Genomic DNA, 24,495 nt, shown 5'->3' with positions numbered 1-24,495 from the left:
ACTTTCCACAAAAATGCCTTCATTCCAAATTTGACGGCGATCGATCAACCATCTGACAGGCAAAGGAAATTTGAAATATCGACCATATCCTAAAGGTATTAACAATCGTAGATTGTGGATTAATTTACAATTTCTCCTTGCTTGAATCGAAATACTTTGCATAATGTAAGAAAAACAAAAGTTGTTTAACCGTATATCTTGAAGCTCTTTTTTCTCCTAGCTGGAGCTTCGCCCGTCCCGAAATGTGGACGCTGGGGCAAGATGGTAAACAACAGGCCCTCTGCTTGAAGAGACAAGCAATGGGAACAGGAGAGATTTACACAAATCACCCTGCGATACGGACTGCCTAAGCCGTCCGCTTCATGGGTAATGCGGGACTGTCAACGCCTCCGTGTCATGGGCGGGAAACCTGACGCGTTGTCTTAAGTCGTTTTGGCCGGGCTCATCTGGATGCGGTCCTGATACGGGCGGTGTGCTTTGCCGCGCCCGACGACCGACTTTTGCCCTGCCCTTGCCGCGCGAGAACCGGCCAATTCCGGCTCGGGGACCGGGCGCGCCGCGCAATCCGGATCAACCGTAACCAGAACGGGAGTTCTATCCATGGCCATCACCACAAGCTTTTCATTCGGTTTCCTCGAAAGCATCGATCCTTTCTCCATCACGGGACGCGCTGACGCCACCAGCCTTTCCGACGGCGGCGTCGCCGTCGTCGGCGATCATATCGGGCACACCGACCTCACGACCTTCGAGGCTGACGGAGACATTGCGGGAAGCGCGTCCGTCATCACCGGCGTCGACTCGGCCGTGACCCAGCTCAGCAACGGAAACATCGTCGTGCTGTCGGATATCGGCACCGACATGTCATTCCGCATCGTCACGACCACGGGTGCGACCGTGCGGGTCGACACCAGCATCGGCGAGGGCGGGCCAGACGTCCTGGATCCGGAAGTGGCGGCCCTGACCGGCGGCGGTTTCGTCGTCGCCATCCAGGATTTCTTCGGCGGCACGGACAACGACGTCGACCTCCGGATTTACGACAACGACGGCAACCTGCTCTTGAACTTCGCGGTCGACGCCAGCGGCGCCAATGACCAGAACCCGAGCGTCGCCGGGCTGGCCGACGGCGGCTTCGCCGTCGCCTGGCACCGCAACGTCGGCTCCAGCAACGAGTTGTGGTATGCCGTCTACGAAGCCAACGGCACCGTGCGACTGGCGCCGACGCAGCTCGACAACATCGGCACCGTGAACCGTAACGCCAGCGTGGTTGCGCTCGACAATGGCGGCTTCGCCATTGCCTACGAGGACAATGGTTGGGACGGCGACATCGACATCACGCTCGCCCGCTTCGACGCCGCCGGCAATTTCGTCGACTGGGACGACATTTCACAGAACACTTCGAACGACACCGGGCCTTCGGCCACGGTGCTTTCAAACGGCATGATCGCGGTCGGCTCGATTGATGACTTTTTCGGGCACAACGACCCGGTCTGGACCCTCGTCGACCAGAACACCGGGGCAGCCCTGACCAAATCGAGCGTCGGCACCACCCACAACGATTTCGACGTTTCGATCGCCGCCATGAACAACGGCCAGCTCGCGACGTTCCACACCAATGCGACCGCCGGCGACGTGGTCGGGCAGATCCTCCAGGGCCAGCGCTTCTCGACCAGCGACGCCGCGAGCGACACGATTCTGGTCGACAGCCTGAGCGACATCGCCTTCGGCAATGCGGGCTTCGACACGTTCCAGGGCGGCGGGCTGGATGCATTCACCAACGACTCGCTCGACGGCGGCGCCGATTCTGACCGCATCCTGGCGACCGGCGACATCAGCCTCGTCGACACGGCGCTGTTTTCGATCGAGGAAATCGAGTTCCAGGCCGTGGCGCCCGAAAAGTCGGTGACTGTCCGCGCCGACCAGATCGGCGCCGGCCTGGCCGCGAACCTCATCGTCGATTTTTCGGCTGTAGGCACGCCCGACAAGTTCCGCGTCGAGATGCTTGCCGCCACTTCGGTCGACCTGTCGCAGTTGCAGGTGTTCGATTTCAACCCGGGCGTCGGCGAGGGCGACCGGCTGATCATCCTCGGCGACAATGACGACGAGCAGATGCGCGGCACGTCCGTCCGCGACGAGCTTTTCGGCACCGGCGGCAACGACGTGCTGGACGGCGGCGGCAGCGACGACCTGCTGTCGGGCGGGCTCGGATTCGACCGGGCAACCTATGCCAACGCGACTTCCGGCGTGGTGGCGAGCCTGTTCGATCCGTCCGTCAACACGGGTGAAGCGGCCGGCGATACCTACGCCTCGATCGAGAACCTCACGGGCTCGGCCTTCGCTGACACGCTGATTGGCACCAACGGCGTCAACAGCATCATCGGCGGCAATGACAACGACAAGCTCTCCGGCCTCGGCGGAGGCGATAATCTGTTTGGAAACGACGGCGACGACGTTCTCAACGGTGGCGCCGGCGCCGACAACCTGTCCGGCGGCCTCGGCTTCGACCGTGCCTCCTACGAGAACGCGGCGGCAGGTGTGGTCGCCAGCCTGACCAATCCAGCGGCGAACACCGGCGAAGCCGCCGGCGACACCTACGCCTCGATCGAGAACCTGACCGGTTCGGCCTTCGCCGACACGCTGACCGGCAATGGCGGCATCAACAGCATCCTCGGCGGCAACGGCAACGACGTGCTGGTCGGCCTCGGCGGCGACGACAATCTGTTCGGCAATGACGGCGACGACGTGCTCAACGGCGGCGTCGGCGCAGACGATCTCTCGGGCGGGCTCGGATTCGACCGCGCCTCCTACGAGAACGCGGCGGCCGGCGTGGTCGTGGCCCTGCTCAGCCCGGCCACCAATACCGGCGAGGCGCTGGGCGACACCTTCGCCTCGATCGAGAACCTCACGGGCTCGGCCTTCGCCGACAAGCTGACCGGCACCAACAGCGCCAACAGCATCATCGGCGGCGCCGGCAACGATGTTCTGATCGGGCTCGGCGGCGACGACAATCTGTTCGGCCAGGACGGCGACGACGTGCTGAACGGCGGCGCCGGAGCAGACGATCTGTCCGGCGGCGCGGGCAACGACCGGGCCAGTTACGAGAACGCGGCATCGGGTGTCACGGCCGCGCTGCTCAGCCCGGCAACCAACACCGGCGAGGCGCTGGGCGATACCTATGCGTCGATCGAAAACCTCACCGGCTCGGCCTTCGCCGATAAGCTGACGGGCACCAACAGCGCCAACAGCATCATCGGCGGCGCCGGCGACGATTTGCTGATCGGCCTCGGCGGCGACGACAATCTGTTCGGCCAGGATGGCAATGACACCTTGGTCGGCGGCACCGGCGCGGACGATCTGTCCGGCGGCAACGGATCGGACACGGCTTCCTACAGCACGGCCGCCGCCGGCGTCATCGCAAGCCTGACCACGCCGGCGATCAACACCGGAGACGCAGCCGGCGACACCTATTCGTCGGTCGAGAACCTCACCGGTACGGCCTTCGGCGACACGCTGACCGGCAACGGCGCCATCAACGTCATCCTCGGTGGCAGCGGCGCGGACACGCTGAACGGCCGGGCAGGCAGCGACACCATGACGGGTGGCGGCAACAACGACAACTTCCTGTTCGATACCGCCCTTGGCGCGACCAATGTCGACGACATCACCGACTTCAACTTCGTCAACGACACAATTCAGTTGGACAACGCCATCTTCAATGCCATCATCGGGGTCGGTGTGCTCTCAGCGGCGCAGTTCGCGGCCAATACAAGCGGCACGGCGGGCGACGCCAACGACCGCATCATCTACGAGACCGATACTGGCGAACTCTACTACGACACCAACGGCAACGCCGCCGGCGGATCAACCCTGTTCGCGACACTGACAGCAGGTCTCGGCATTACCAACGCGGATTTCTTCATCGTGTAACGCCCATAGTCCGGCTTCGGCCGGACCGGAAAACGTCAAGCGCCGGGAGCATCACTGCTCCCGGCGTATTTATCGCCTGTTACCGGCCGCCTGCCCGGAAGACCGGCGTCAGTCGCCAGCCGAACTGGTGGCACTGCTGTCGCGGCTGAAGCCCTGATCTTTCGACCGGGCCGCGTCGTCCGGGCCGGTTTCGGTGCGCGTTTCTCGAACACGCTGCACAGGCACCTGCACCGGATTGCTGACCACCTTGCCATCGTCTAAGGCTATGGCGAGGCGCCTGGCGCCGCCGCAAACGGGCCAGGCACGCATGGTCACTCGTCACCACAGGGAGTTCGCGTCACCGACCGGAGCGGTGCTTTCCCAGACCGTTACGCTGGCCGAGGGCAAGCCGGTCGGCGTCATCCAGATCAACCACGGAATGGCCGAACATTCAGCCCGCTACGACCGCTTCGCCGATGCGCTGGCCGGGGCCGGCTTCCATGTCTATGCCCACGACCATCGCGGCCATGGCCACACCAGGGCCGCCGACGCCGTCCCCGGACGCTTCGCCGCGAATGACGGCGTCGAAAAGGTCCTGACTGATATCGACGCGGTTCACGACCAGATAGTCAGGAAGCACCCGGACCTGCCCCTGATCATCTTCGGTCATTCGATGGGTGGCATTGTTACGCTGAACTCGGTCCTGCGCCGCTCAAAACACCTCGCCGGCGCGGCGGTCTGGAACGCCAATTTTTCACCCGGCCTGCTCGGCCGGGTCGGCCAGGCAATCCTTGCCTGGGAAAAATTCCGCCTCGGCTCCGATGTGCCGTCGCGCATCCTGCCTAAACTGACCTTCCAGGACTGGGCCAAAAAGATCCCGAACCACCGGACCTCCGCCGACTGGCTGTCGCGCGACCCCGTCGAGGTCGACAAATACGTGACCGATCCGCTTTGCGGCTGGGATGCATCGGTATCGATGTGGCAAGACGTGTTCAAAATGGTCTTCGCCGGCGCCGACGACCGCAGCTTTGCATCGGTCCGCCGCAACCTGCCTTTCAACCTCGCCGGCGGCGGCGCCGACCCCTCGACAGTAAACGGCAAAGCTGTCGAGAAACTTGCCGCGCGCATGCGAAAAATGGGCTTTTCGAATCTGGTCTCAAAGGTTTGGCCGGAGACTCGCCACGAAAGCTTGAACGACATCAACCGCGACGAGATCACGGCGGATTTCAGCGGCTGGGCGAAACGCGTGGTTTCCGAGTGTTCCGCCCGGCAACCAAGACAACGAACGAACGCTCCCCACTGACAAATATCGTCGCCAGGCATCCTGCGGCAAAAAGCGGTCGGGCGCTTGCCGCAATGCCGGAAGACGCAGCAAGCGCCCGATCACATTGATTCCGTCCGCCGGCATTTCGCCCATCAGGCGATGATGAAATCCGCGCTCGTCAACGTCACGCCCGCTCCAACGGTAGCGAAGTGAATGCGCAAACCTAGCCCCGAACCGTCGGCGTCATAATACAGCCGGCCGTTGTCGACGTCCTGGATGATGAAGTCATTGGCATCCTCGGCCTCGCCCGTCGCGTTGGCGCGGAATTGACTGGATGAAATCACGCCGGTCTGCGTGAAAGCGGAGAAGATTGCCTTCGACAGTTGGAAGCGGTCGTCGGCAGCCACAAAACCGACAATCGTGTCGATATTGCCTGACCCTAGTGAACTGGCGAAAACGAATGTGTCGAGGCCGTCCAGCCCGCGCAAAGTGTCGGCGCCACCTTTGCCCTCCAGGCGATTGTTGCCGGCGTTGCCGATAATGGATTGTCCGAACTCATTGCCGGTCAGGTTGATTGCGCCCAACCCCAGCGTCGAGCTGGTCTGGATCGTTTCCACCTCGGCGCCCGCGGTCAGAATATAGCTGACCGTCGTGGCCACGCGGTCGTTGCCGTTGCCTGCCGCCTCGAAGATGACGTCGCCGGCGTTGTACACGCGATATGTGTCGTTGCCGCCGAGGCCGCTCATCGAGTCGGCCGCGCCGACTCCGCCGTCATGCAGGGTATTGTTGCCTGCGTTGCCGACGATTTCCTGCTTGAGAGCGTTGCCAGTGAGGTCGATCGAGGCCGTTCCGGTCGAACCGTTGGTGAACATCAACTCGATATGGACATTTGCGCCAAGCACGTAATCCACCGCGGCGGCCAGGCGGTCGGACGCCCCTTCCGCCGCACCTTCGACGATCGTGTCTCCCGAATTGTACACACGGTAGGTATCGTTGCCGCCCAGCCCGCGCATGACGTCCGTCGCGCCGTTCGCCCCGCCGGGGCTCAGCACATTGTTACCGGCGTTGCCATAGATCGTCTGGAACCCCAGATTGCCGGTGAGATTGATCGACGACGTGGCGGCGCTGTTGGTCGTGGTCAACAGTTCGATGTCGTCATCTGCTGCGAGCGCGTAGCTGCCGCGGGCCGCGACCCGATCGGCCGTGCCGTTTCCCACGGTCTCGACGATCACGTCGCCCTGTTGATCGACGATATAGAAGTCGTCGCCCTTGCCCCCCGCCATCGTGTCGGCGCCCAGTCCGCCATCCAGCCGGTCGTTCCCGCTCAACCCGTTCAGCGTATCGTTGCCGCCATAGCCGTAGAGCGAATCGACGCCGCTTGTGCCGTCGAGCGTGCTATTGCCGCCGCCTATGCTCAACGCATTGACGCCGTCACCGGTAGCCCCTGTTGCGACCAGATAGGCGGTGCCGCCCAATTCCACGAAATCGACATGCGAAGCGTAGGTCAGGCGTGCCGCAGTGTTCTCAGCGTCGAAGAAGCTGTCGATATGGGTAAGCGAGCCGTTCGCCTCGATGCGAAAATAGGAAACCGCCCCGCTGGACCCGGTTGCCGCGGCCGCCAGGTAGGTTTCACCGCCGTATGAGAAGACCTTCAAGCCTCGGGCACCGTTGAGCGGAATATCCGCCGAATGCGAAATATTGAACACGTTGAGCAGAACGCCCGTATCGGAGACCGAAAAAACGCTGAGGCCATTCGAAGCCTCGCCGGAAGCGATAAGATAATGGTTTCCGCCCACAGTGGTGGTCGCCAGCGAGAATACACTCGCGATGTTGAGACCGGTGCTGTTGAAGACCGTGTCGGTTTCCGTCAGAGATCCGTCGGCGCCCAGTTCGAAAGCCGATACGCCACTGTCGACCCGCCCGCCGACAAACACGAAGGTGGAGGTTGCCGTCGTCAACGATGTCGTACCGTAGGCGCCGTTGAGAGCCGTTGTTGCGGTGTCCGAGAGATTGGCGACGTTGGTCATCGAACCGTTCGATTGCAATTCGAAGACACTGACGCCGTCGTCATTCTGGCCAGGCGCGATGAGAAATTGCTTGCCGCCCTTCTGGACGACGGTCATCTCGCCTTCATTGTTGGCCAGTTCGAGAGTCGCGTCGTCGGCGACGCTGCCGACGAAGGTCAGACTGCCGTCATTGCCGACCTTGAACGTGTTGATGCCGCTCTCGAGCGCTCCAGCGGCATAGAGATAGCGTGTCGAACCGAAGCTGGCAGATGCGAAATTTGCGACCCCATCGAGTTTTGTCGCACCCACATCGAAGGTCGACGAGACGAAGGAGAGATTTCCGCTGGCATCCAGCTTGTTGATGGATATGCCGTCATCGAGATAACCTGCGACATAGACGAAAGTCTGCCCCCCGACAGACAGAATTTCCAAGCCAAAAGCATTGCTTAGCGCTTGTGCCCCCTGGTCGAACTGTACCGAAGCCAACCCCAACGTATTGTCTTTGACGATTGCCATAGGATTCCCCCCCATAGAAATTCATGGTTAACAAATCCTATAGATGAATATTTCTTGGAATTTTGACAAAAGTCATCTCAAATTTTACGAAAACTGCTTCCGCCTCTAAAAGGATTGCACGCATCACCTTGACAAAAGCTGCGCAGCAGCACCGCACGTGCCTGCGGCCTCGGCGAAGCTGTCGCATCCGAATCCTGTTTCCTGGCGCGCGCCGGACTGGCATAGAGAAGCGATGTCCAATCCACCTCTTCACGGCATCCGCGTCATCGAACTCGCCCGCATCCTCGCCGGCCCCTGGGCCGGGCAGTTGCTGGCCGATCTCGGCGCCGACGTCATCAAGGTCGAAAGCCCGGAAGGCGACGACACCCGCAAATGGGGGCCGCCCTTCGTCACAGGGGCGGACGGCGAGAACCTCTCGGCCGCCTATTACCACTCCTGCAATCGCGGCAAGCGCTCGATCGCGGTGGATTTCTCGACGCCGGAGGGAGCCGAAACGATTCGAAAACTGGCAGCTTCCGCCGATGTGCTCATCGAAAACTTCAAGCTCGGCGGCCTGAAGAAATACGGTCTCGATTATGAAAGCCTGCGCAAGCTCAACCCGAAACTGATCTACTGCTCGATCACCGGCTTCGGCCAGGATGGACCCTACGCGGCGCGCGCCGGCTACGACTTCATCGTCCAGGGCATGTCCGGCCTGATGTCGATCACGGGTGCGGCCGGCGGCGAACCGCAGAAGGTGGGCGTCGCGGTGACCGATGTTTTCACCGGGCTCTATTCGGTCATCGCCATCCAGGCGGCGCTTCGCCACGCCGAGGCTACCGGCGAAGGCCAGCACATCGACATGGCGCTGTTCGACGCGCAGATTTCCGTGCTCGCCAACCAGAACCTCAACTACCTCGTCTCCGGCAAGGCGCCCGCGCAAATGGGGAACGCCCATCCCAACATCGCGCCCTACGAGGTGCTTCCTGTCGCGGACGGCCATTTCATCCTGGCGGTCGGCAATGACGGCCAGTTCCGCAAATTCTGCGCGGTGGTCGGGCTGGACGGTCTTGCCGACAATCCGGAATTTTCCACCAATTCGGCACGTGTCGCCAACCGTGCCGCGCTGCGCCCTGCAATGGTCGAAAAGCTGGCGGGGTTCGATCGCGCCACGCTGCTCGCAAAGCTGGAAGCGGCCGGCGTTCCGGCCAGTCCGATCAACACGATTGCCGATATGTTCGCCGACCCGCAGGCGATCGCGCGAAAGATGCGGCTCGACCTCGACGACGGCCACGGTAACCAACTGCCCTCGGTGCGTTCGCCGATGGTGTTTTCGCAGACGCCTCTGGCATACGAGCGGCCCTCGCCGCGCCTCGGCGAGCATACGGCCGAAATCCTTGCCGAACTGGAGGGCTCATGAAAACCGGCGGACAACTGATCGTCGACGCGCTGGAGGCCAACGGCGTCGACCGTCTCTATTGCGTGCCGGGCGAGAGCTATCTGGCCGTGCTCGACGCGCTGCACGATTCGCCGATCAAGACCATCGTCTGCCGCCAGGAAGGGGGTGCAGCGATGATGGCCGACTGCCACGGCCGGCTGACCGGAAAACCCGGCATCTGCTTCGTCACGCGCGGCCCCGGCGCCACCAACGCCTCGGCCGGCGTCCACATCGCCATGCAGGACTCGATCCCGATGATCCTGTTCATCGGCCAGATCGCCAGCCACGCGCGCGAACGCGAGGCATTCCAGGAGGTGAACTACCGCGCGTTTTTCGGCCCGATCGCCAAATGGGCGACGGAGATCGAGGATGCTTCGCGCATTCCGGAAATCGTCACCCGCGCGTTCTCAGTCGCCACCTCGGGACGGCCCGGACCGGTTGTGATCGCACTGCCGGAGGACATGTTGACGAGCGAAGTCGAGGCCCCGGCGGCGAAAGCCTGGACACCGGTCGAAACGCGACCGGGCGAGCCGGAGATGCGGCAGCTCGCCGACCTGCTGGCGAACGCCAAGCGGCCGATCGCCATTCTTGGCGGGACGCGCTGGACTGCGGACGCCAAATCGGCATTCGAGAAGGCCGCGGAAGCTTGGGCGCTGCCGGTCGGTGTCTCCTTCCGCCGGCAGATGCTGTTCGACCATCTGCATCCCTGTTATGCCGGCGATGTCGGCATCGGGCCGAACCCGAAACTCGCCAGTTACATCAAGCAGGCCGATCTGGTGCTGATGGTCGGCGGGCGTTTCGGCGAAATGCCGTCCTCGGACTATACGCTGCTCAAAAGCCCCTACCCCGACCAGACTCTGGTCCATGTCCACGCCGATCCGGATGAACTCGGCCGCGTCTACCGGCCGACGGTTGCCATCAATTCATCGCCAGCCGCCTTCGCCGAGGCCTTCGCCGCGACCGCGCCGAAAGCGCCGCCTGCCTGGGAAGCCGAGACCGAGCGGCTGCATGCCGCCTATCTCGACTGGTCGACGCCGCCGGAGAGCGGCCCCGGCCAGGTCGCCATGGGCCAAGTCATAGCCTATCTGGAAACCGTGCTGCCCGACGACGCGATTTTCACCAACGGCGCCGGCAACTACGCCACCTGGGTGCATCGTTTCCACCGCTTCCGCCGCTTTGCGACGCAAGGCGCCCCGACCTCCGGTTCGATGGGCTACGGCGCGCCGGCGGCGGTCGCGGCAAAGCAGCTTTTCCCGGATCGCGACGTCATCTGCTTCGCCGGCGACGGATGCTTCCTGATGAACGGCCAGGAATTCGCCACCGCCGTGCAATACGACCTGCCGATCATCGTGGTGCTGGTCAATAACGGCATCTACGGCACCATCCGCATGCACCAGGAGCGCGAATATCCCGGCCGCGTCTCCGGCACCGACCTGAAAAACCCGGATTTTGCAGCACTCGCCCGCGCCTATGGCGGGCATGGCGAGACGGTGGAAAAGACCGAGCAGTTCGCCCCGGCCTTCGAGCGGGCGCGGGCGAGCGGCAAGCCGGCGATCATCGAGGTCAGGATCGATCCGGAAGCGATCACGCCGACGCGGACGCTGACGGACATTCGCGAGAGGCGGTGAGCAACAAAACTGCTTCGCCGTCTACTTCCGCAACTCGTCAACAAGTTCCGGATGCTTCGACAGGAGTTTCATGAGTTGCGTCGTCGGGCCGCTCGGCTCGACGAGCCCGCGCTCGTATTTGTCGAACGCATTCTCCCCGACCTTGAAGAGTTCCCCCGCCTCGCGTTGCGACAGTTTTAGCTTGGCGCGGATTTCCTTGATTGTCGACGGCGACGGAAGGCCGTCGACGCGCCGACGCAGTTCGCGCCAGACTTCGTCGTAGTCATGCATGTCATTGCCGACATGCACCGCGTCGTCCGGGTTGCTCGGATTGTAGTACCCCGGCATGTCGACTGTGACCGCATGGCCTTTGTAGGAAAGGGTGACTGGTCGAACTTGCCGGACCAGCGTCTCGCCCGTATCGGGAGACACCATCGTTTCCGGAAGTGGTTTTGGCGTGGCCATCTCTATTTCTCCTTGATAGACACCACCGTAAACTCCGTGACGACGTCGCTCTGGAACTTTAGATAGAGAACCATACCGCGAGCCGGTACATGGTAGACATCCTGCCACTTGCGATGATCGGCGTAGGCCGTCATCGATTTGAAGAACATCCTTCGTTCAACACTCCGAATGACCTCTACGATATCCTCGATATCAAACCGAATAGCCGCGCGCTTCGCAGTGCCGCTGCGGTTATCGACAGCGTCTCCACGCTGCCGACCGCGGCTTTGACCGCGGCAATATCGGCAGCTCGGCTTGCGCTTTTCCATAGTCTATATGCCACCATTAAGGTGGCATCTCAAAAGGGATCAGGGGGTAGTTGCAAGCACGACGAATAACGATCGGCATCCCCCATTGAGAAGGGGCGGTCGCCCGCCCCTTCCCGATCTTGCGTGAAACCAACCGCCCTTACTTGATCGCCTTGTCCGTGATGGCCGCCGTCCAGGCGCCCGAAGGCTCCTTGGTGATGATCTTCTGCGCCAGCAGGGCGTCAGCCGTGCGCTGGTAGGCGGCCTCGATGAGCTTGCCGTCAGCGTTATCGATCAGTTTTGCCACCTCGCCCATCATACGCTTCTGATGGTTTTCGTCCTGCCCGCCGGCGTCGACGACGATTTCGGCCGCCTCGTCGGGATTCTCGGTGGCGTATTTCCAGCCCTTCATGGAGGCGCGGACGAAGCGCACCATCTTGTCCTCGAAGGCCGGGTCCTTGAGCTTGTCCTCCATGGCGTAGAGGCCGTCCTCAAGCAGGTCGTTGCCCATCGCGGTATAGTTGAAGACGATCAGGTCTTCCGGCTTGTAGCCGGCGTCGATCAACTGCCAGTATTCGTTGTAGGTCATGACTGAGATGCAGTCGGCCTGCTTCTGGATCAGCGGCTGTACGTCGAAAGACTGCTTCAGCACGGTGACACCGTCGGCCCCGCCTTCGGTCGGCAGGCCGAGCTTGTTCATCCAGGCGTAGAACGGATATTCGTTGCCGAAGAACCAGACGCCGAGTGTATGGCCCTTGAAATCGGCTTCGGTCTTGACCGGCCCGTCCTTCGGACAGACCAGTTCCATGCCGGCCTTTTTAAAGGGCTGGGCGATGTTGACCAGCGGCACGCCCTTTTCGCGGGCGGCCAGCGCGCCGCCCATCCAGTCGACGATGACGTCGGCGCCGCCGCCGGCGATCACCTGCTCCGGCGCGATGTCGGGGCCGCCCGGCTTGATGGTGACGTCGAGCCCTTCCTCCTCGTAGAAACCCTTTTCCTTGGCGACGTAATAGCCGGCGAACTGCGCCTGCGTCACCCATTTGAGCTGCAGCGTCACCGCGTCGGCGGCAAGCGCCTGCCAGGCGGTGAGCGACATCGCGCCGGCAAGCAGTGAAACGATCGTTCTTTTCATTTTTTCTACCCTCTGGATAAGTCTATCCACCACGGACAGACGGATGCCAAAACGTGGCGGCCCTTTCGAACAGGGCGACCACGCCATAGAAGACCGAACCCGCGAGCGCCGCAACCGCGATTTCGGCCCACACCATGTCGATGTTCATGCGGCCGACCTCGGTGGAGATGCGGAACCCCATGCCGACCACGGGCGTACCGAAGAATTCGGCGACGATGGCGCCGATCAGCGCCAGCGTCGAGTTGATCTTCAGCGCGTTGAAGATGAAGGGCGCGGCGGCCGGCAGGCGCAGCTTGAACAGCGTCTGCCAGTAGGACGATGCATAGGTACGCATCAGGTCGCGCTCCATGTGGCCGCTCGCCGCCAGCCCGGCCACCGTGTTCACCAGCATCGGGAAGAAGGTCATGATGACCACCACCGCCGCCTTCGATTCCCAGCCGAAGCCGAACCACATGACCATGATGGGCGCCACGCCGATGATCGGCAGCGCCGACACCATGTTGCCGATCGGCATCAGGCCGCGCCGCAGGAACAGGAACCGGTCGGCGAGGATGGCGACGACGAAACCCGCCGCGCAGCCCATGGCATAGCCGGCAAGCGCCGCCTTGAAGATGGTCTGCTGCACGTCGGCGGCGAGGATCGGGAGGGAGGTGGCGATGCGTGCGCCCACCGCGCTCGGCGGCGGCAGCAGGATGAAGGGGATGCCGGCGCCGCGCGTGATCGCCTCCCAGAAGATCAGCAGCCACAGGCCGAAGATTGCCGGGATGACGAGCCGCAGCAGGATTTGAGCCCAGCGCGCCGCCGGCTGCAGGCCGGACAGCAGGGTTACGCAACGCCAGGCGAGCAGCCAGGCGGCGGCAAGCAGAACGTAGTACGCCGCTCCGGCATTGCCGTTGCCAGCAGTTGAAATCATGTCGAGCAGCAGCAGCGCAATGACATGAGCCGCGACGATCTCAATCGTGGCTTCAGTTACAACGGTCCTTGCAGACAAAGCGGCCACGCTGACGAGCAAAACCAAAAGCGAGAGAAACGCTCCTCCCTGGCCTCCGAGCGGTGGCGGAAGATCGAGCATGGGGAAGTTCAGCGTCCCAATCTCATCATGAACGATCGGAAGGAAAGCAAACGATGCTAGCGCCAGAACGAGCGAGCCCAAAACCTGCCACGAGATGTTCCGGGACCTCATGCCGGCCGCGCTCCCATGGCGCGCTCGACGATTTTTCCGGCGAGCCCGACCAGCGCCACCAGCAGCACCGCCACCACCGAGCCCGCTACCAGCGCCGCCCAGATGTCGATGGTCTGGCTGTAATAGGAGCCCGCCAAAAGTTTCGAGCCGATGCCGGCGACCGCGCCGGTCGGCAGCTCGCCGACGATGGCGCCGACCAGGCTCGCCGCCACCGCCACCTTCATCGAGGCGAACAGGAACGGCACCGAGGCCGGAACCCGCAGCTTCCAGAACACCTGCGAGGCGCTGGCAAAATAGGTGCGCATCAGGTCGAGATGCATGATCTCTGGCGAGCGAAGCCCCTTCACCATGCCGACGGCGACCGGGAAGAACGACAGATAGGTCGAGATCATCGCCTTGGGAATCAGCCCGGTGACGTTCACCGCCGCCAGCACCACGATGATCATCGGCGCGATGGCGAGGATGGGCACTGTCTGCGACGCGATGATCCACGGCATCAGGCTGCGGTCGAGCGACTTCAGATGCACGATGCCGACCGCGATCGCGATGCCCAGCGCCGTGCCGAACAGGAAGCCGACCAGCGTCGACGACAGCGTCACCCAGGAATGGTAGACGAGGCTGCGGTTGCTGGTGATTTTTCTGAGAAACGTGTTCTCGAAGAAATTGGCCGCCACCTGATGCGGCGCCGGCAGCGTCGGCTTCGGCTGCGACAGCGTCGCCTGCACGAACTCCAGCGTGGTGCGAGTGACATCGCCGCGCCGGTCGAGATCGCGCTGGAACGGTGCGTTCATGAACACCGCGCCGATGTACCAGACGACGACGAGCAAGATTAGAATGGTGGTGACAGGCGTAATCGAATTTTTCACGGATCTCCGCCGTCACCTAGAAGCCGAACGCCAACCTCGCTCACAGTTCGTGACGAGCTGTTAGGGTCCCACAAGACTACTCGAAATAGCCAAAGACCCTCCGGATCATCGGCCTCCACCTTGAATTCGACCCGGGCATCAGCCAACAAAACATTCTTCCGTTGGCCAAGCGACATCTGGTCGTAACAAACGGACTCCGGCAATCCGTCAGTGACTCCGTTCGGCTTACGGATTTCAATTGTACACAAAGCCTTCAGGCGGCCTTCCGCCGGAACCAGTCCGGAAAAGAAAATTAGAAGTGTTGCCGTCTGCCCGGCTTTCAATTGGCTTGCGGTCTTGAACTGCGGAATGTTGGAAGTAGGAGTATTCCACTTCTCCAGCCAGTCCGCATCAGATGTGATCAGCACGACAGTGCTGAGTTCCCCGTCGCGAGTTTGCAACGCAGGCGGAGGGTCGGACTGCGCGACAGCGGTACCTTGCAAAGGCACTGCTACCGGAGCAAGCACCCCTGCAGCCGCCATTCCAGAAGCGAGAATGAGCTGAGCCAACCGTCGTCTCGCGCGCGCCACTTCAATCCTCATAACTATGCCCCGCCCTCAGCCCATCCCGCACCCGGTGGGCGATCTCCAAAAATTCCGGCGTCTCGCGGATGTGCAGCGGGCGCTCGCGCGGCAGGTTGGATTCGATGACGTCGGTGACCCGCCCTGGCCGCGGCGACATCACCACGATGCGGGTGGAGAGATAGACGGCTTCCGGAATGGAATGGGTGACGAAGCAGATCGTCTTGGTGGTGCGCGCCCAGAGTTCCAGAAGCTGCTTGTTCAGATGGTCGCGCACGATCTCGTCCAGCGCCCCGAACGGCTCGTCCATAAGCAAAAGATCGGCGTCGAAGGCCAGCGCCCGGGCGATCGAGGCGCGTTGCTGCATGCCGCCGGAAAGCTGCCACGGATATTTGTTCTCGAAGCCGCTGAGGTTGACGAGGTCGAGCGTGCGCTTCACCCGCTCGCGCTGCTCGGCCCGGGAAATGCCCATGATCTCCAGCGGCAGCGCCACGTTGTTCTCGATGGTGCGCCAGGGAAGCAACGCGGCCGCCTGGAAGACGTAGCCATAGGCGCGTTTTTCGCGCGCCTGCTCGGCCGTCATACCGTTGATGAGGATCGAGCCGGCGGTCGGTTTTTCCAGGTCGGCGATGACGCGCAAAAACGTCGTCTTGCCGCAGCCGGAGGGGCCGATGAAGGAGACGAACTCGCCCTTGCCGATCGAGAGATCGACGTCCGACAGGGCGTTGACCGGACCGTCATTGGTCTGGAAAGTAAGCGACAGGCCGCTGGCGGAAACAACTGCAGTGTTCATGAAGTCATCTTGTTGCACAGGCCACGGCAGCTTCAAGAGCGGCAGGCTGTCGCTGATGCCGTATAAACATCAATTTGCGTCCTGATCGTCATCATTCGCTGGGCAGGGGTTGCAGGAGACAAAAATGGAAGAGGGATCGAAGCCGACATGCCGCCTGCTGCGGGCAGAAGAGGGTTACGACGGCAAGCAGGGTTTTCGTTACCTCGCCGGCATCGCCAGGGAGACGGTCGGCTCGCAAGGCATCTGCATGCATCTGCTCACCGTGCCACCCGGTGGCCGCGCCAAGGCGCATATGCATGAAAGCCACGAGACGGCGATCTACGTGCTGTCGGGCGAGGTTCACACCTGGTTCGGCGATGAGCTGGAACATCTGCTGGTCGCCCGTGCCGGCGACCTGTTCTACATCCCGGCCGGCGTGCCGCATCTGCCGGCCAATCTTTCCAACGAGCCCGCATCAGCGGTGATCGCCCGGACCGATCCGAACGAGCAGGAGAGCGTCGTGCTGCTGCCGCATCTCGACGCGCGCGTGCCGGCGTGAATTCCCGTTCCTGTCGGGGCCATGCGGGAAGCTAGTTACGGACAGGGTTTTACGTCGCCCCACACCGTTCCCTCCTCGTCGCGAATGCGCAGGGCCGCCGGATCGTCCGGCACCTTGGTGATCACCATCATGCGCGGCGCGATGGTCTCCTCGCCTTCGAAGCCGCATATGCCGGAAATGAGGAAGGCGCCGTCCTTGCCCGGCAGCGCCTGCAGGATGTCGCAGCCGGTGCCGTAGCTCTGCACCCAGTCAGTGGTGAGCAGCAGCAAGGTATCGTTGTCGATCGTGCCGTCCTTGTGGAACTTGCAGCCCTCTGCGTTGCCGTAGGCGCCGGTGATCGGCAGCGTGTCGGCGGCGATGGCAGGCAGCGCCGCAGCCGCGAAAGCCATCGCGAACACGCCACGCAAAGCCACGGGCAAAACCGTCATCGACAGGACATCAAGCCGTCGTCTCGGCGTCACCGCCCATTCATGACGCGGCCATAGGGTCGTCTCCGCAACCCTTTTCCGGAGGCCGACATGACAGAAGAAACCAATACGCTCGTTCAAGAAGAAACCCCTTCCTCAGCCGCGTCCGAGGAAATTCTTGCGGCCGCCCAGCCGGAGAATGATGCCGGCGAGGCCGTCGAACAAGCCGAATCCGACGTTGAGGAAGACGAAGAAGTCGTAGCCGAGGCTGATGAGGAGGAGGTCGTCGCCGAGGCTGATGAAGAGGCCGAGACTGACGAGGAGACCGGCGAGGAATCCGACGACGCCGAGAGCAAGGACGACGAGTCCGAAAGCGATGAAGACGGCGACGATGACGACGATGACGACGGCGATGATGATGACAAAGACGAGGATGACGACGACAAGGACGAGGAAGACGAAGAGGCCGGCAAGGAAAAGTAGCGCTCCGCCACGATCATTGTCGCGCCCCTTCCGTCTGCGGTAGTCGTCGCATCATTTCCCCTCGGCTGGCAGATCTTGAAATCGACGGCGCGGTAGAACGCGCCGTTTCGCTGTGGAACTGGTCAAATCACGCCCAGTCCGCCGCCTTGCGATCGGTTCTCTATCCATACCTCAATCCCGACAGGCATGAGACTCTCGCGTCAAATCCCTGTCCTTGACGATCATTGAAATATCCAGTGCCTTGGCCGCCCGGCACGCAGCCGCCAGGTCGAGCGGCCGGTCGGAATATTCCGCCGCGAAAACCGCCTTGCCCGCCGCGACATATGGAGCGAGCGCGTCGCACCAACCGTCCTGAAAGCAGCTCTCGGCAATCGCGAATCCAGCGAAACGACAAGCTTCTGCGTCAGTTCCGGCACGTTCTTCTGGCCGATGGCGAGGCCGGTCTCATGCGCGATCTTCGCCAGCGCCAGCACGTAGGACGCCGCGTGCTCCTCGTTGATCGGAAATCCCGACTCGTTCTCATGCACGTCCATATTGTCCGGCTCGACGGCGTCGAAGCCGAGCGCCTTGCACGCCAAAAACCGCGCCTTCATCAGCGGCAACAGCACATCGAGCCGGCGGATGTCGAGAAAGCGCTCGTCCGGCCAGTCGCCGTAAACCTTGCCGACGACTTCTTTCGGAAACCGGCCGCGATCCGGCGATGTTTTCTCCAGAGTGCCGACGCTGACATAGCAGATGGTCTTCACGCCGCGCGCCTGGAGCGCCCGCACGGCATCGGCGTCGACAAGGTCGGGATGGAGATCGAGCACGTCTACCTTGCGCTCGATATCGATCGGCTCAGTTAGCTGCCAGTCCCAGCTTTCGCCCGGCGGGAATTTTTCCCACGCAAGCGCGTCGGTCGATGCGAGAACGAGCAACAGGCCGGCAACTCTCATGCGATGCGACTGCCGGCCGCCATTTCTACCACTGCGTGAAACAACACGTCAGCGCCCGCCATTCCGTCAGAAGCGTTCAAAGTTTCGCTCCGTACGGATTGCGCGCTTGGAACTCTTTGAAATCGCGATTCACCTGCTCCATCGTGTCATGCAATGACTCGACGATGGAATTCAATTCCATCCAAAGCGCGTCGTGATCAGCCCAAAATTCTTGCTTGGCCTTGAGGCACGTGCAAAGAAGATCACCTTCGTAAAATTCCACCGATACCAGCGGATTTTCACGGAGAAGGTCGAACGCCTTCGGCAACAGGATTTCCAATCCAAAACCCTGGCCGATCAACATGCGAATTTGGCTCGCGCTCAGGCTGCCCAACGGTGCAGCCAAGGCTGCTTCACATGCTTCGACAAGGCGCGTCGGATAAGGCGGTGGGGTGGGTGTCCACCCCAGCAGGACATTGAGGCTTTTCGTTTCGTCGATCAACGCCGCGTCAAGCCACAATCCCCGCCGTTTCCACCACCGCGTGGAACAGCACGTCGGCGCCTGCGGCGGCCCATTCCTTAGAGATGTCCTCGGCTTCGTTGTGCGACAGCCCGTCGACACATGGGCACATGACCATCGCGGTCGGCGCGACGCGGTTGATCCAGCAGGCGTCGTGGCCGGCGCCGGACACGATGTTGCGGTGGCTGTAGCCAAGCCGTTCGGCGGCGTCGCGCACCGCCTTCACGCAGTTCTCGTCGAAGGTGACTGGATCAAAATGGCCGACCTGCTGGATCTCGAACTTTATGTCCAGCGCCTCGCAGATCAGTTCGATGCCCTCGCGGATGCGCCCGTCCATCGCGTCCAGCACTTCCTTTTCCGGCGAGCGGATATCGATGGTGAAGACGGTTTTTCCGGCGATGATGTTGCGCGAACAGGGATAGACTTCCATGTGGCCGATCGCGCCGACCGCGTCCGGCTGGTAGTCCATCGCCACTTCATGCACCAGTTCGGTGACGCGCGCCATGCCGAGCCCGGCGTTGCGGCGCTTCGGCATCGGGGTGGAGCCCGTATGCGCCTCCTTGCCGGTCAGCGTCACCTGCAGCCATTTCAGGCCCTGGCCATGGGTGACGACGCCGATGTCGATGCCCTCGTCCTCCAGGATCGGTCCCTGCTCGATATGCAGTTCGAAGAAGGCGTGAATCTTCCGGTCGCCGACCTTCTCGTCGCCCTTCCAGCCGATGCGCTCCAACTCCTCGCCGAATTTCTTGCCCGCCCGGTCGGTGTGCTGGTAGACATCGGCCTGATCCAGCACGCCGGCGAACACGCCGGACGCCATCATCGCCGGGGCGAAACGCGCACCCTCCTCGTTCGTCCAGTTGGTCACGACGATCGGATGTTTTGTCCTGATGCCAAGGTCGTTGAGGGTGCGTACAACTTCCAGCCCGCCGAGCACGCCCAGCACGCCATCGAACTTTCCGCCGGTCGGCTGGGTGTCGAGATGGCTGCCGACATAGACCGGCGGCAGATCTGACTCAGTGCCCTCGCGGCGGGCGAACATGGTCCCCATTTCGTCGACGCCCATTTCGAGCCCGGCGGCGTCGCACCAGCGCTTGAACAGATGCCTGCCCTCGCCGTCCTCATCGGTCACGGTCTGGCGGTTGTTGCCGCCGGCAACGCCGGGGCCGATCTTCGCCATCTCCATGATCGAATCCCACAAACGCTCTGGATTGATTCGCAGATTTTCGCCGGGGGCTGCCATTCAATGTCTCGCTGGATAGAGTTCGTGAAGAAGCGCTTCGGCCAAGCGCGTCTCGCCTAGAGTGTTTGCGTCTCGCCTTGCCTGCAAGTCCAGAAGTTTCTGCATCGGCCCATAGTGGTCCGTGTACCCGAGCCTGCGCCTTATGAAAACGAGCCGGTCGCCAACGGTCTCGAGTTCCCTTACCGAGGCATGGATCAAACGCGCTTCCAAGGCCTCCGACAGCAATCCCGAATTCTGTTTAAAGAGCCCCCAAGCCCCCTCACGACAAGCTCGGAGCGCAGCCAACAGTGCCCGGTTGTATTCGGACTCAAGCAGTTGCCTTTCTGCTTCGAGCTTTTCTGTTCGTGCAGCCGACACCATGCCCCATTGACCCACTCACCGGTGTGGCGTTACCGTTTCAGCTCCACCTCGACAAAGCTCATCGGCTGGTCGCCGCCATTGACGACGTTGTGCTCCACGCCCTCGTCACGCCGATAGACCGATCCGGCCTCCATGTCGACGCGCCGCGTGCCGCCGCCCGGCTCTTCCAGCAGGAAACTGCATGGCGTCAGCGTGGTGACCACATAGTCCATCTCGTGGCGATGCCATCGCGTCTCCGCGCCTGGATCGAAATCCCAGCGCGTGACGCGCACTTTTTCGTCGTCCACCAACCGAGTGGCGTTTGCCTGCTGCCGCGCCTGGTAGGTCACGCCACGGCCCTTATCGTGTCGCGGACGTGGTCGATCAATTCGTCGATCTGGCCCTTGGTGATGATCAGCGGCGGCGACAGCGCGATGATATCGCCGGTGATGCGCAGCATGGCGCCGTGCTCGAAGGCGCGGATGATCGAGTTGAAGCCGCGCTTGCCCGGCTCGCCGGGGATGGGCGACATTTCGACCGCGCCGATCAGGCCGATGTTGCGGACGTCGATGACGTTCGGCTCGCCCTTCAGCGAATGCACCGCCTCCTCCCAATAGGGCGCGAGCTCGGCGCCGCGCGTCAGCAGGCCCTCGTCCTTGTAGGTGTCGAGCGTGCCGAGCGCGGCGGCCGAGGCGATCGGGTTGCCCGAATAGGTGTAGCCGTGGAAGAACTCGATGATGTGCTCCGGCCCGTTCATGAAGGCGTCGTGGATCGCCTTGGTGACGAACACCGCGCCCATAGGGATAACGCCGTTGGTCAGGCCTTTGGCAGTCACCATGATGTCGGGGGTCACGCCAAAATAGTCGGCTGCAAATGGCGTGCCGAGGCGGCCGTAGCCGGTGATGACCTCGTCGAAGATCAGCAGGATGCCGTGCTTCGTACAGATCTCGCGCAGCCGCTTCAGATAGCCCTTCGGCGGGATGAGAACGCCGGTGGAGCCGGCCACCGGCTCGACGATGACAGCCGCGATGGTCGAGGCGTCATGCAGGCCGATAATGCGCTCCAGCTCGTCGGCGAGTTCGACCCCATGCTCCGGCTCGCCCTTGGTGAAGGCGTTCTTGGCGAGGTTGTGCGTATGCTGCAGATGATCGACACCGGTCAGCAACGTGCCGAACATTTTTCGGTTGGGCACGATGCCGCCAACCGAGACGCCGCCGAAATTGACGCCGTGATAGCCGCGCTCGCGGCCGATGAGACGGAAGCGCGAGCCGTCGCCCTTGGCGCGGTGATAGGCGATGGCCGTCTTCAGCGCCGTGTCGACCGATTCCGAGCCGGAATTGGTGAACATGACATGCTCCAGCCCGGCCGGGGCGATGTCGACGAGGCGGTTGGCAAGCTCGAAGACCGTCGGATGGCCGAACTGGAAGGTCGGCGCGAAGTCGAGATTAGCCGCCTGCTGCTGGATCGCCTCGGTGATCTTGGGCCGGCAGTGGCCGGCATTGACGCACCACAGGCCGGCAGCGCCGTCGAGGATCTGCCTGCCGTCGGAGGACTGATAGTGCATGTCCTTGGCGGACACGACGATGCGCGGCTGCTTCTTGAACTGACGGTTGGGCGTGAACCCCATCCAGAACGCGCTGAGATCGTTCGGCGTGACTTTCAAACGGTTGGACATGACCAAGCCTTTCCAGAAATTCCCCTAACCAGCTAACGGCCGACGCTTGGTCTTCGCGACGTTTGGTGATACGCAAATTTTGACCGATTGGACAAACGTTAGCACCGCCGGATCGGCGGTCAAGACAATAGTATCGGAAATGCCGCGCCGAAATCGCGCTCCACAGCAGGTCAGAAACTGGTCCAGACGATTGGGCCAGAGAGCCGATTTTTCCTGTAGCGAAGGGTGCCGAGCCTGATGGAAAGCGCGACGCGCCGGCCCCGCACCCGCATCCAGCAGGAAAAGCGCGAGCTGATCCTGGAAGCAGCATTGGAGGTGTTTTCCGCCCACGGCTTTCGCGGTGCCACCGTCGACCAGATCGCCGAGGCGGCGGGCATGTCGAAACCCAACCTGCTCTATTATTTCCGCAGCAAGGAAGACATCCATGTGACGCTGATGCGGCGCCTGCTCGACACCTGGCTTGCACCGTTGCGCGAACTCGACGACATCGGCGACCCGATGACCGAGCTCAGGAGCTATATCAGACGCAAGCTGGAAATGGCGCGCGATTTTCCGCGCGAAAGCCGGCTGTTCGCCAACGAGATTCTTCAAGGCGCGCCGCGCATCATGCCGATCCTCAGCGGCGAGATGAAGGCGCTGGTCGACGACAAGGTCGAAGTGATCAAGGGCTGGATGCGTTCGGGAAAGATCGCCCGCACCGATCCTTACCATCTGATCTTCTCGATCTGGGCGACCACCCAGCATTATGCCGACTTCGACGTGCAGGTGCGCGCCGTCCTTGGACCGGACCGCGGCGCCGACGGCCGCTTCGAGGACGCCGCTCGGTTCCTGGAGCAGCTTTTTCTAAACGGCCTGAGACCGTCCGCCTGATTCCGGCCTGAGCGGCTGTCAGGCCCTGTTCCACGGCATGCGCGACAGCAGCATCGCCATGCCGCACCAGCCTGTGACGCCCGCCACGACCAGCATGGCCGCCATTGCCGCCGCCACGGCGTAGCTGGCGGGATTGGCCAGCCAGCCCAGCGCAAGAAAGGCCAGCAGCAGCGAGCCGACCGCGATCTGCACCTGGCGGAACAGCGAGGGCAATGCCGCCCCGCGGCCCGTCGTACCGACGACGGGCAGGCCGGCGCCCTTCCACGCCGTTATGCCGCCGGCGAGATTGTAGATTTCACGGTCCGGAAAGGCTCCCGCGACCGCGCCGCAGACCTGTGCGCCCCGGCTGCCGGCCAGGCATTGGAAGATGATTCTGCGGCCCCGCGGCAGGCCAGACGCCTCGCCGAGCCGAAAGGCCGCTTGCATCGGCACCGACGCGGCGTAGGGAATGTGCTCGGCGCGGAATTCTTCCGGCTCGCGTACATCGACGAGAATGGCGTCGCCGGCCGAGTGCCATCCGGCGGCGGTTTGCGGATCAACCGTCCTGATCGCGTTCTGATGCATCGTTTTGGTCCATCCTGCAAAAGTGCCTGTAAAGGACGGCCATGACCTCGTCCGCCGCCCGGTTGCTGATGAAATAGAACAGTTGGCGATGCGCGCGGCGAAAATCGACAATGCCCTGCTCGCGCAGTTTGGCGAGATGCTGCGACATCGAGGTCTGCGCGATGTCTGTCATCTCGACCAGTTGCGTGACGTTCTTCTCGCCGTCGGCCAGCGCGCACAGCACCAGCAGCCGGTCGGCATTCGCCAGCCCTTTGAGGAAGCCCGCCACGGCCTGCGCCCTTTCGGGCATTTCGTCGCTCAACCCCATCGCGACCCGCGTTTACATTTCATACTTTTATGATATCAAAAAAATCGCATATGACAAGCACTATTCCGGAGACCATGATGACCAAGGATTTTCGCCAGATCACCAGCGACATATCGGTCTATATGGGCGGCGGCCCGGCGTTGATGTATGCGGCGGACGCGCTGCGCGCCTGGGACCAGTTCGCGACGGCGTGAGGGCCGGCGTGCCGCTTGCCCCGAAAGTCCCATTGCCTGCCATGCATGCCTGGCACACCATCGCGCCGAGCAAGCATCGATGTTGCGGGCCGCAAACCCGGAGCATCCACAACCGGGAGGAAAACCGATGGCAAAACTAATCGCACTTTATAAGACGCCGAAGGACAAGGACGCCTTCGACCGCTACTACCACGCCACTCACATTCCGTTGGCCAAGAAGATTCCCGGCTTGCGCAAATACGACATCAGCAAGGGTGGCGTGAACACGCCGGCGGGTCCCTCGGATTTCCATCTGGTCGCCACGTTGCAGTTCGATTCCGTCGCGGCGATCCAGAGCGCGCTGGGCTCGCCTGAGGGCCAGGCGACTGCCGGCGACCTCGCCAATTTCGCCGATGGCGGGGTGGATTTGCTGGTCTTCGATACAGTCGAGGTTTGAGGCGGTCGG

25 protein-coding genes and 1 pseudogene are annotated in these 24,495 nt (G+C 62.4%); 9 read left to right on the top strand and 17 right to left on the bottom strand.

Annotation, left to right across the window (positions count from 1 at the left end; all coding sequences use genetic code 11):
* Positions 1-600: 600 nt before the first annotated feature.
* Complete coding sequence (locus ACH196_RS05095) at positions 601-3,924, top strand: beta strand repeat-containing protein (protein WP_396645483.1); 3,324 nt, start codon at positions 601-603, stop codon at positions 3,922-3,924.
* 108 nt (positions 3,925-4,032) lie between these two features.
* Here ACH196_RS05095 and ACH196_RS05090 read toward each other — a convergent pair whose 3' ends face one another.
* Complete coding sequence (locus tag ACH196_RS05090) at positions 4,033-4,233, bottom strand: hypothetical protein (protein ID WP_396645481.1); 201 nt, start codon at positions 4,231-4,233, stop codon at positions 4,033-4,035.
* Here ACH196_RS05090 and ACH196_RS05085 point away from each other — a divergent pair.
* Entirely contained in the window at positions 4,232-5,206 is a 975-nt protein-coding gene (locus ACH196_RS05085; protein WP_396645479.1) for an alpha/beta fold hydrolase, read from the top strand. The two genes, ACH196_RS05090 and ACH196_RS05085, sit on opposite strands and share 2 nt — an antisense overlap.
* 113 nt (positions 5,207-5,319) lie before the next feature.
* On the opposite strand, the gene ACH196_RS05080 is transcribed toward ACH196_RS05085, so the two are convergent.
* A complete protein-coding gene (locus ACH196_RS05080) occupies positions 5,320-7,689 on the bottom strand; it encodes a beta strand repeat-containing protein (protein ID WP_396645477.1) in 2,370 nt (789 codons plus the stop codon).
* A gap of 232 nt (positions 7,690-7,921) precedes the next feature.
* Between ACH196_RS05080 and ACH196_RS05075 the strand changes: the two genes are divergently transcribed.
* Entirely contained in the window at positions 7,922-9,088 is a 1,167-nt protein-coding gene (locus tag ACH196_RS05075) for a CaiB/BaiF CoA transferase family protein (protein WP_396645475.1), read from the top strand.
* Positions 9,085-10,734, top strand: a complete 1,650-nt coding sequence (locus tag ACH196_RS05070; RefSeq protein WP_396645473.1) for a thiamine pyrophosphate-binding protein — start codon at positions 9,085-9,087, stop codon at positions 10,732-10,734. Before ACH196_RS05075 ends, ACH196_RS05070 begins: the two co-directional genes overlap by 4 nt.
* A 21-nt stretch (positions 10,735-10,755) precedes the next feature.
* Here the strand turns inward: ACH196_RS05070 and ACH196_RS05065 are convergent, their stop codons facing one another.
* Positions 10,756-11,178, bottom strand: coding sequence for a type II toxin-antitoxin system MqsA family antitoxin (locus ACH196_RS05065; protein WP_396645471.1), 423 nt, complete (start codon positions 11,176-11,178; stop codon positions 10,756-10,758).
* 2 nt (positions 11,179-11,180) lie between these two features.
* Positions 11,181-11,348 carry a type II toxin-antitoxin system MqsR family toxin gene (locus ACH196_RS05060; protein ID WP_396645743.1) on the bottom strand — a complete coding sequence of 56 codons (168 nt, stop codon included), beginning with the start codon at positions 11,346-11,348 and terminating at the stop codon, positions 11,181-11,183.
* On the opposite strand from ACH196_RS05060, the gene ACH196_RS05055 reads away from it, so the two are divergent.
* Positions 11,268-11,555 carry a hypothetical protein gene (locus tag ACH196_RS05055; RefSeq protein WP_396645758.1) on the top strand — a complete coding sequence of 96 codons (288 nt, stop codon included), beginning with the start codon at positions 11,268-11,270 and terminating at the stop codon, positions 11,553-11,555. The two genes, ACH196_RS05060 and ACH196_RS05055, sit on opposite strands and share 81 nt — an antisense overlap.
* A 70-nt stretch (positions 11,556-11,625) precedes the next feature.
* Here the strand turns inward: ACH196_RS05055 and ACH196_RS05050 are convergent, their stop codons facing one another.
* From ACH196_RS05050 to ACH196_RS05030, 5 genes are read right to left on the bottom strand one after another with little or no spacing between them, the layout of a single operon-like run.
* On the bottom strand, positions 11,626-12,597 hold the full coding sequence (locus tag ACH196_RS05050; RefSeq protein ID WP_396645469.1) for an ABC transporter substrate-binding protein: 972 nt from the start codon (positions 12,595-12,597) through the stop codon (positions 11,626-11,628).
* 22 nt (positions 12,598-12,619) lie between these two features.
* Positions 12,620-13,780, bottom strand: a complete 1,161-nt coding sequence (locus ACH196_RS05045) for an ABC transporter permease (RefSeq protein WP_396645467.1) — start codon at positions 13,778-13,780, stop codon at positions 12,620-12,622.
* Positions 13,777-14,646: an ABC transporter permease gene (locus ACH196_RS05040; protein ID WP_396645465.1), complete on the bottom strand. Its 870-nt coding sequence runs from the start codon at positions 14,644-14,646 to the stop codon at positions 13,777-13,779. Before ACH196_RS05040 ends, ACH196_RS05045 begins: the two co-directional genes overlap by 4 nt.
* Positions 14,643-15,194: a hypothetical protein gene (locus tag ACH196_RS05035; protein WP_396645463.1), complete on the bottom strand. Its 552-nt coding sequence runs from the start codon at positions 15,192-15,194 to the stop codon at positions 14,643-14,645. Before ACH196_RS05035 ends, ACH196_RS05040 begins: the two co-directional genes overlap by 4 nt.
* A 22-nt stretch (positions 15,195-15,216) precedes the next feature.
* Complete coding sequence (locus tag ACH196_RS05030) at positions 15,217-15,999, bottom strand: ABC transporter ATP-binding protein (RefSeq protein WP_396645461.1); 783 nt, start codon at positions 15,997-15,999, stop codon at positions 15,217-15,219.
* 124 nt (positions 16,000-16,123) lie between these two features.
* Between ACH196_RS05030 and ACH196_RS05025 the strand changes: the two genes are divergently transcribed.
* The gene (locus ACH196_RS05025) at positions 16,124-16,537 is read left to right on the top strand and encodes a cupin domain-containing protein (RefSeq protein ID WP_396645459.1); all 414 of its coding nucleotides are present in this window, start codon (positions 16,124-16,126) and stop codon (positions 16,535-16,537) included.
* A 35-nt stretch (positions 16,538-16,572) separates the two neighbouring features.
* On the opposite strand, the gene ACH196_RS05020 is transcribed toward ACH196_RS05025, so the two are convergent.
* Positions 16,573-16,965: a hypothetical protein gene (locus ACH196_RS05020; protein ID WP_396645457.1), complete on the bottom strand. Its 393-nt coding sequence runs from the start codon at positions 16,963-16,965 to the stop codon at positions 16,573-16,575.
* Between the two features lie 90 nt (positions 16,966-17,055).
* Between ACH196_RS05020 and ACH196_RS05015 the strand changes: the two genes are divergently transcribed.
* Positions 17,056-17,427 carry a hypothetical protein gene (locus ACH196_RS05015; protein ID WP_396645455.1) on the top strand — a complete coding sequence of 124 codons (372 nt, stop codon included), beginning with the start codon at positions 17,056-17,058 and terminating at the stop codon, positions 17,425-17,427.
* Between the two features lie 171 nt (positions 17,428-17,598).
* Here ACH196_RS05015 and ACH196_RS05010 read toward each other — a convergent pair.
* From ACH196_RS05010 to ACH196_RS04990, 5 genes and pseudogenes are all read right to left on the bottom strand, one after another.
* Positions 17,599-18,362, bottom strand: a pseudogene (locus ACH196_RS05010) (endo alpha-1,4 polygalactosaminidase).
* A 76-nt stretch (positions 18,363-18,438) separates the two neighbouring features.
* Positions 18,439-18,861, bottom strand: coding sequence for a contact-dependent growth inhibition system immunity protein (locus ACH196_RS05005; RefSeq protein WP_396645453.1), 423 nt, complete (start codon positions 18,859-18,861; stop codon positions 18,439-18,441).
* Positions 18,851-20,101 carry a Zn-dependent hydrolase gene (locus tag ACH196_RS05000; RefSeq protein WP_396645451.1) on the bottom strand — a complete coding sequence of 417 codons (1,251 nt, stop codon included), beginning with the start codon at positions 20,099-20,101 and terminating at the stop codon, positions 18,851-18,853. The genes ACH196_RS05005 and ACH196_RS05000 overlap by 11 nt, the downstream gene beginning before the upstream one ends.
* Positions 20,102-20,490: 389 nt before the next feature.
* Positions 20,491-20,790 (bottom strand): cupin domain-containing protein, encoded by a 300-nt coding sequence (locus tag ACH196_RS04995; RefSeq protein WP_396645449.1) that lies wholly within the window; start codon positions 20,788-20,790, stop codon positions 20,491-20,493.
* Positions 20,787-22,115 carry an aspartate aminotransferase family protein gene (locus tag ACH196_RS04990; RefSeq protein WP_396645447.1) on the bottom strand — a complete coding sequence of 443 codons (1,329 nt, stop codon included), beginning with the start codon at positions 22,113-22,115 and terminating at the stop codon, positions 20,787-20,789. Before ACH196_RS04990 ends, ACH196_RS04995 begins: the two co-directional genes overlap by 4 nt.
* Before the next feature lie 237 nt (positions 22,116-22,352).
* Between ACH196_RS04990 and ACH196_RS04985 the strand changes: the two genes are divergently transcribed.
* Positions 22,353-22,985 carry a TetR family transcriptional regulator C-terminal domain-containing protein gene (locus ACH196_RS04985; RefSeq protein ID WP_396645445.1) on the top strand — a complete coding sequence of 211 codons (633 nt, stop codon included), beginning with the start codon at positions 22,353-22,355 and terminating at the stop codon, positions 22,983-22,985.
* Positions 22,986-23,003: 18 nt separating this feature from the next.
* On the opposite strand, the gene ACH196_RS04980 is transcribed toward ACH196_RS04985, so the two are convergent.
* Complete coding sequence (locus ACH196_RS04980; RefSeq protein WP_396645443.1) at positions 23,004-23,549, bottom strand: rhodanese-like domain-containing protein; 546 nt, start codon at positions 23,547-23,549, stop codon at positions 23,004-23,006.
* Positions 23,521-23,817, bottom strand: coding sequence for an ArsR/SmtB family transcription factor (locus ACH196_RS04975; RefSeq protein ID WP_396645441.1), 297 nt, complete (start codon positions 23,815-23,817; stop codon positions 23,521-23,523). Before ACH196_RS04975 ends, ACH196_RS04980 begins: the two co-directional genes overlap by 29 nt.
* Positions 23,818-24,177: 360 nt before the next feature.
* On the opposite strand from ACH196_RS04975, the gene ACH196_RS04970 reads away from it, so the two are divergent.
* Complete coding sequence (locus ACH196_RS04970; RefSeq protein ID WP_396645439.1) at positions 24,178-24,486, top strand: EthD family reductase; 309 nt, start codon at positions 24,178-24,180, stop codon at positions 24,484-24,486.
* The last annotated feature ends 9 nt before the right edge of the window (positions 24,487-24,495 follow it).

The sequence above is a fragment of the Mesorhizobium sp. IMUNJ 23232 genome (assembly GCF_044326205.1).
Lineage (GTDB): Bacteria > Pseudomonadota > Alphaproteobacteria > Rhizobiales > Rhizobiaceae > Kumtagia.
The sequence above is the reverse complement of the archived record's forward strand: the minus strand, read 5'-3'. Positions and strand labels throughout refer to the sequence as shown.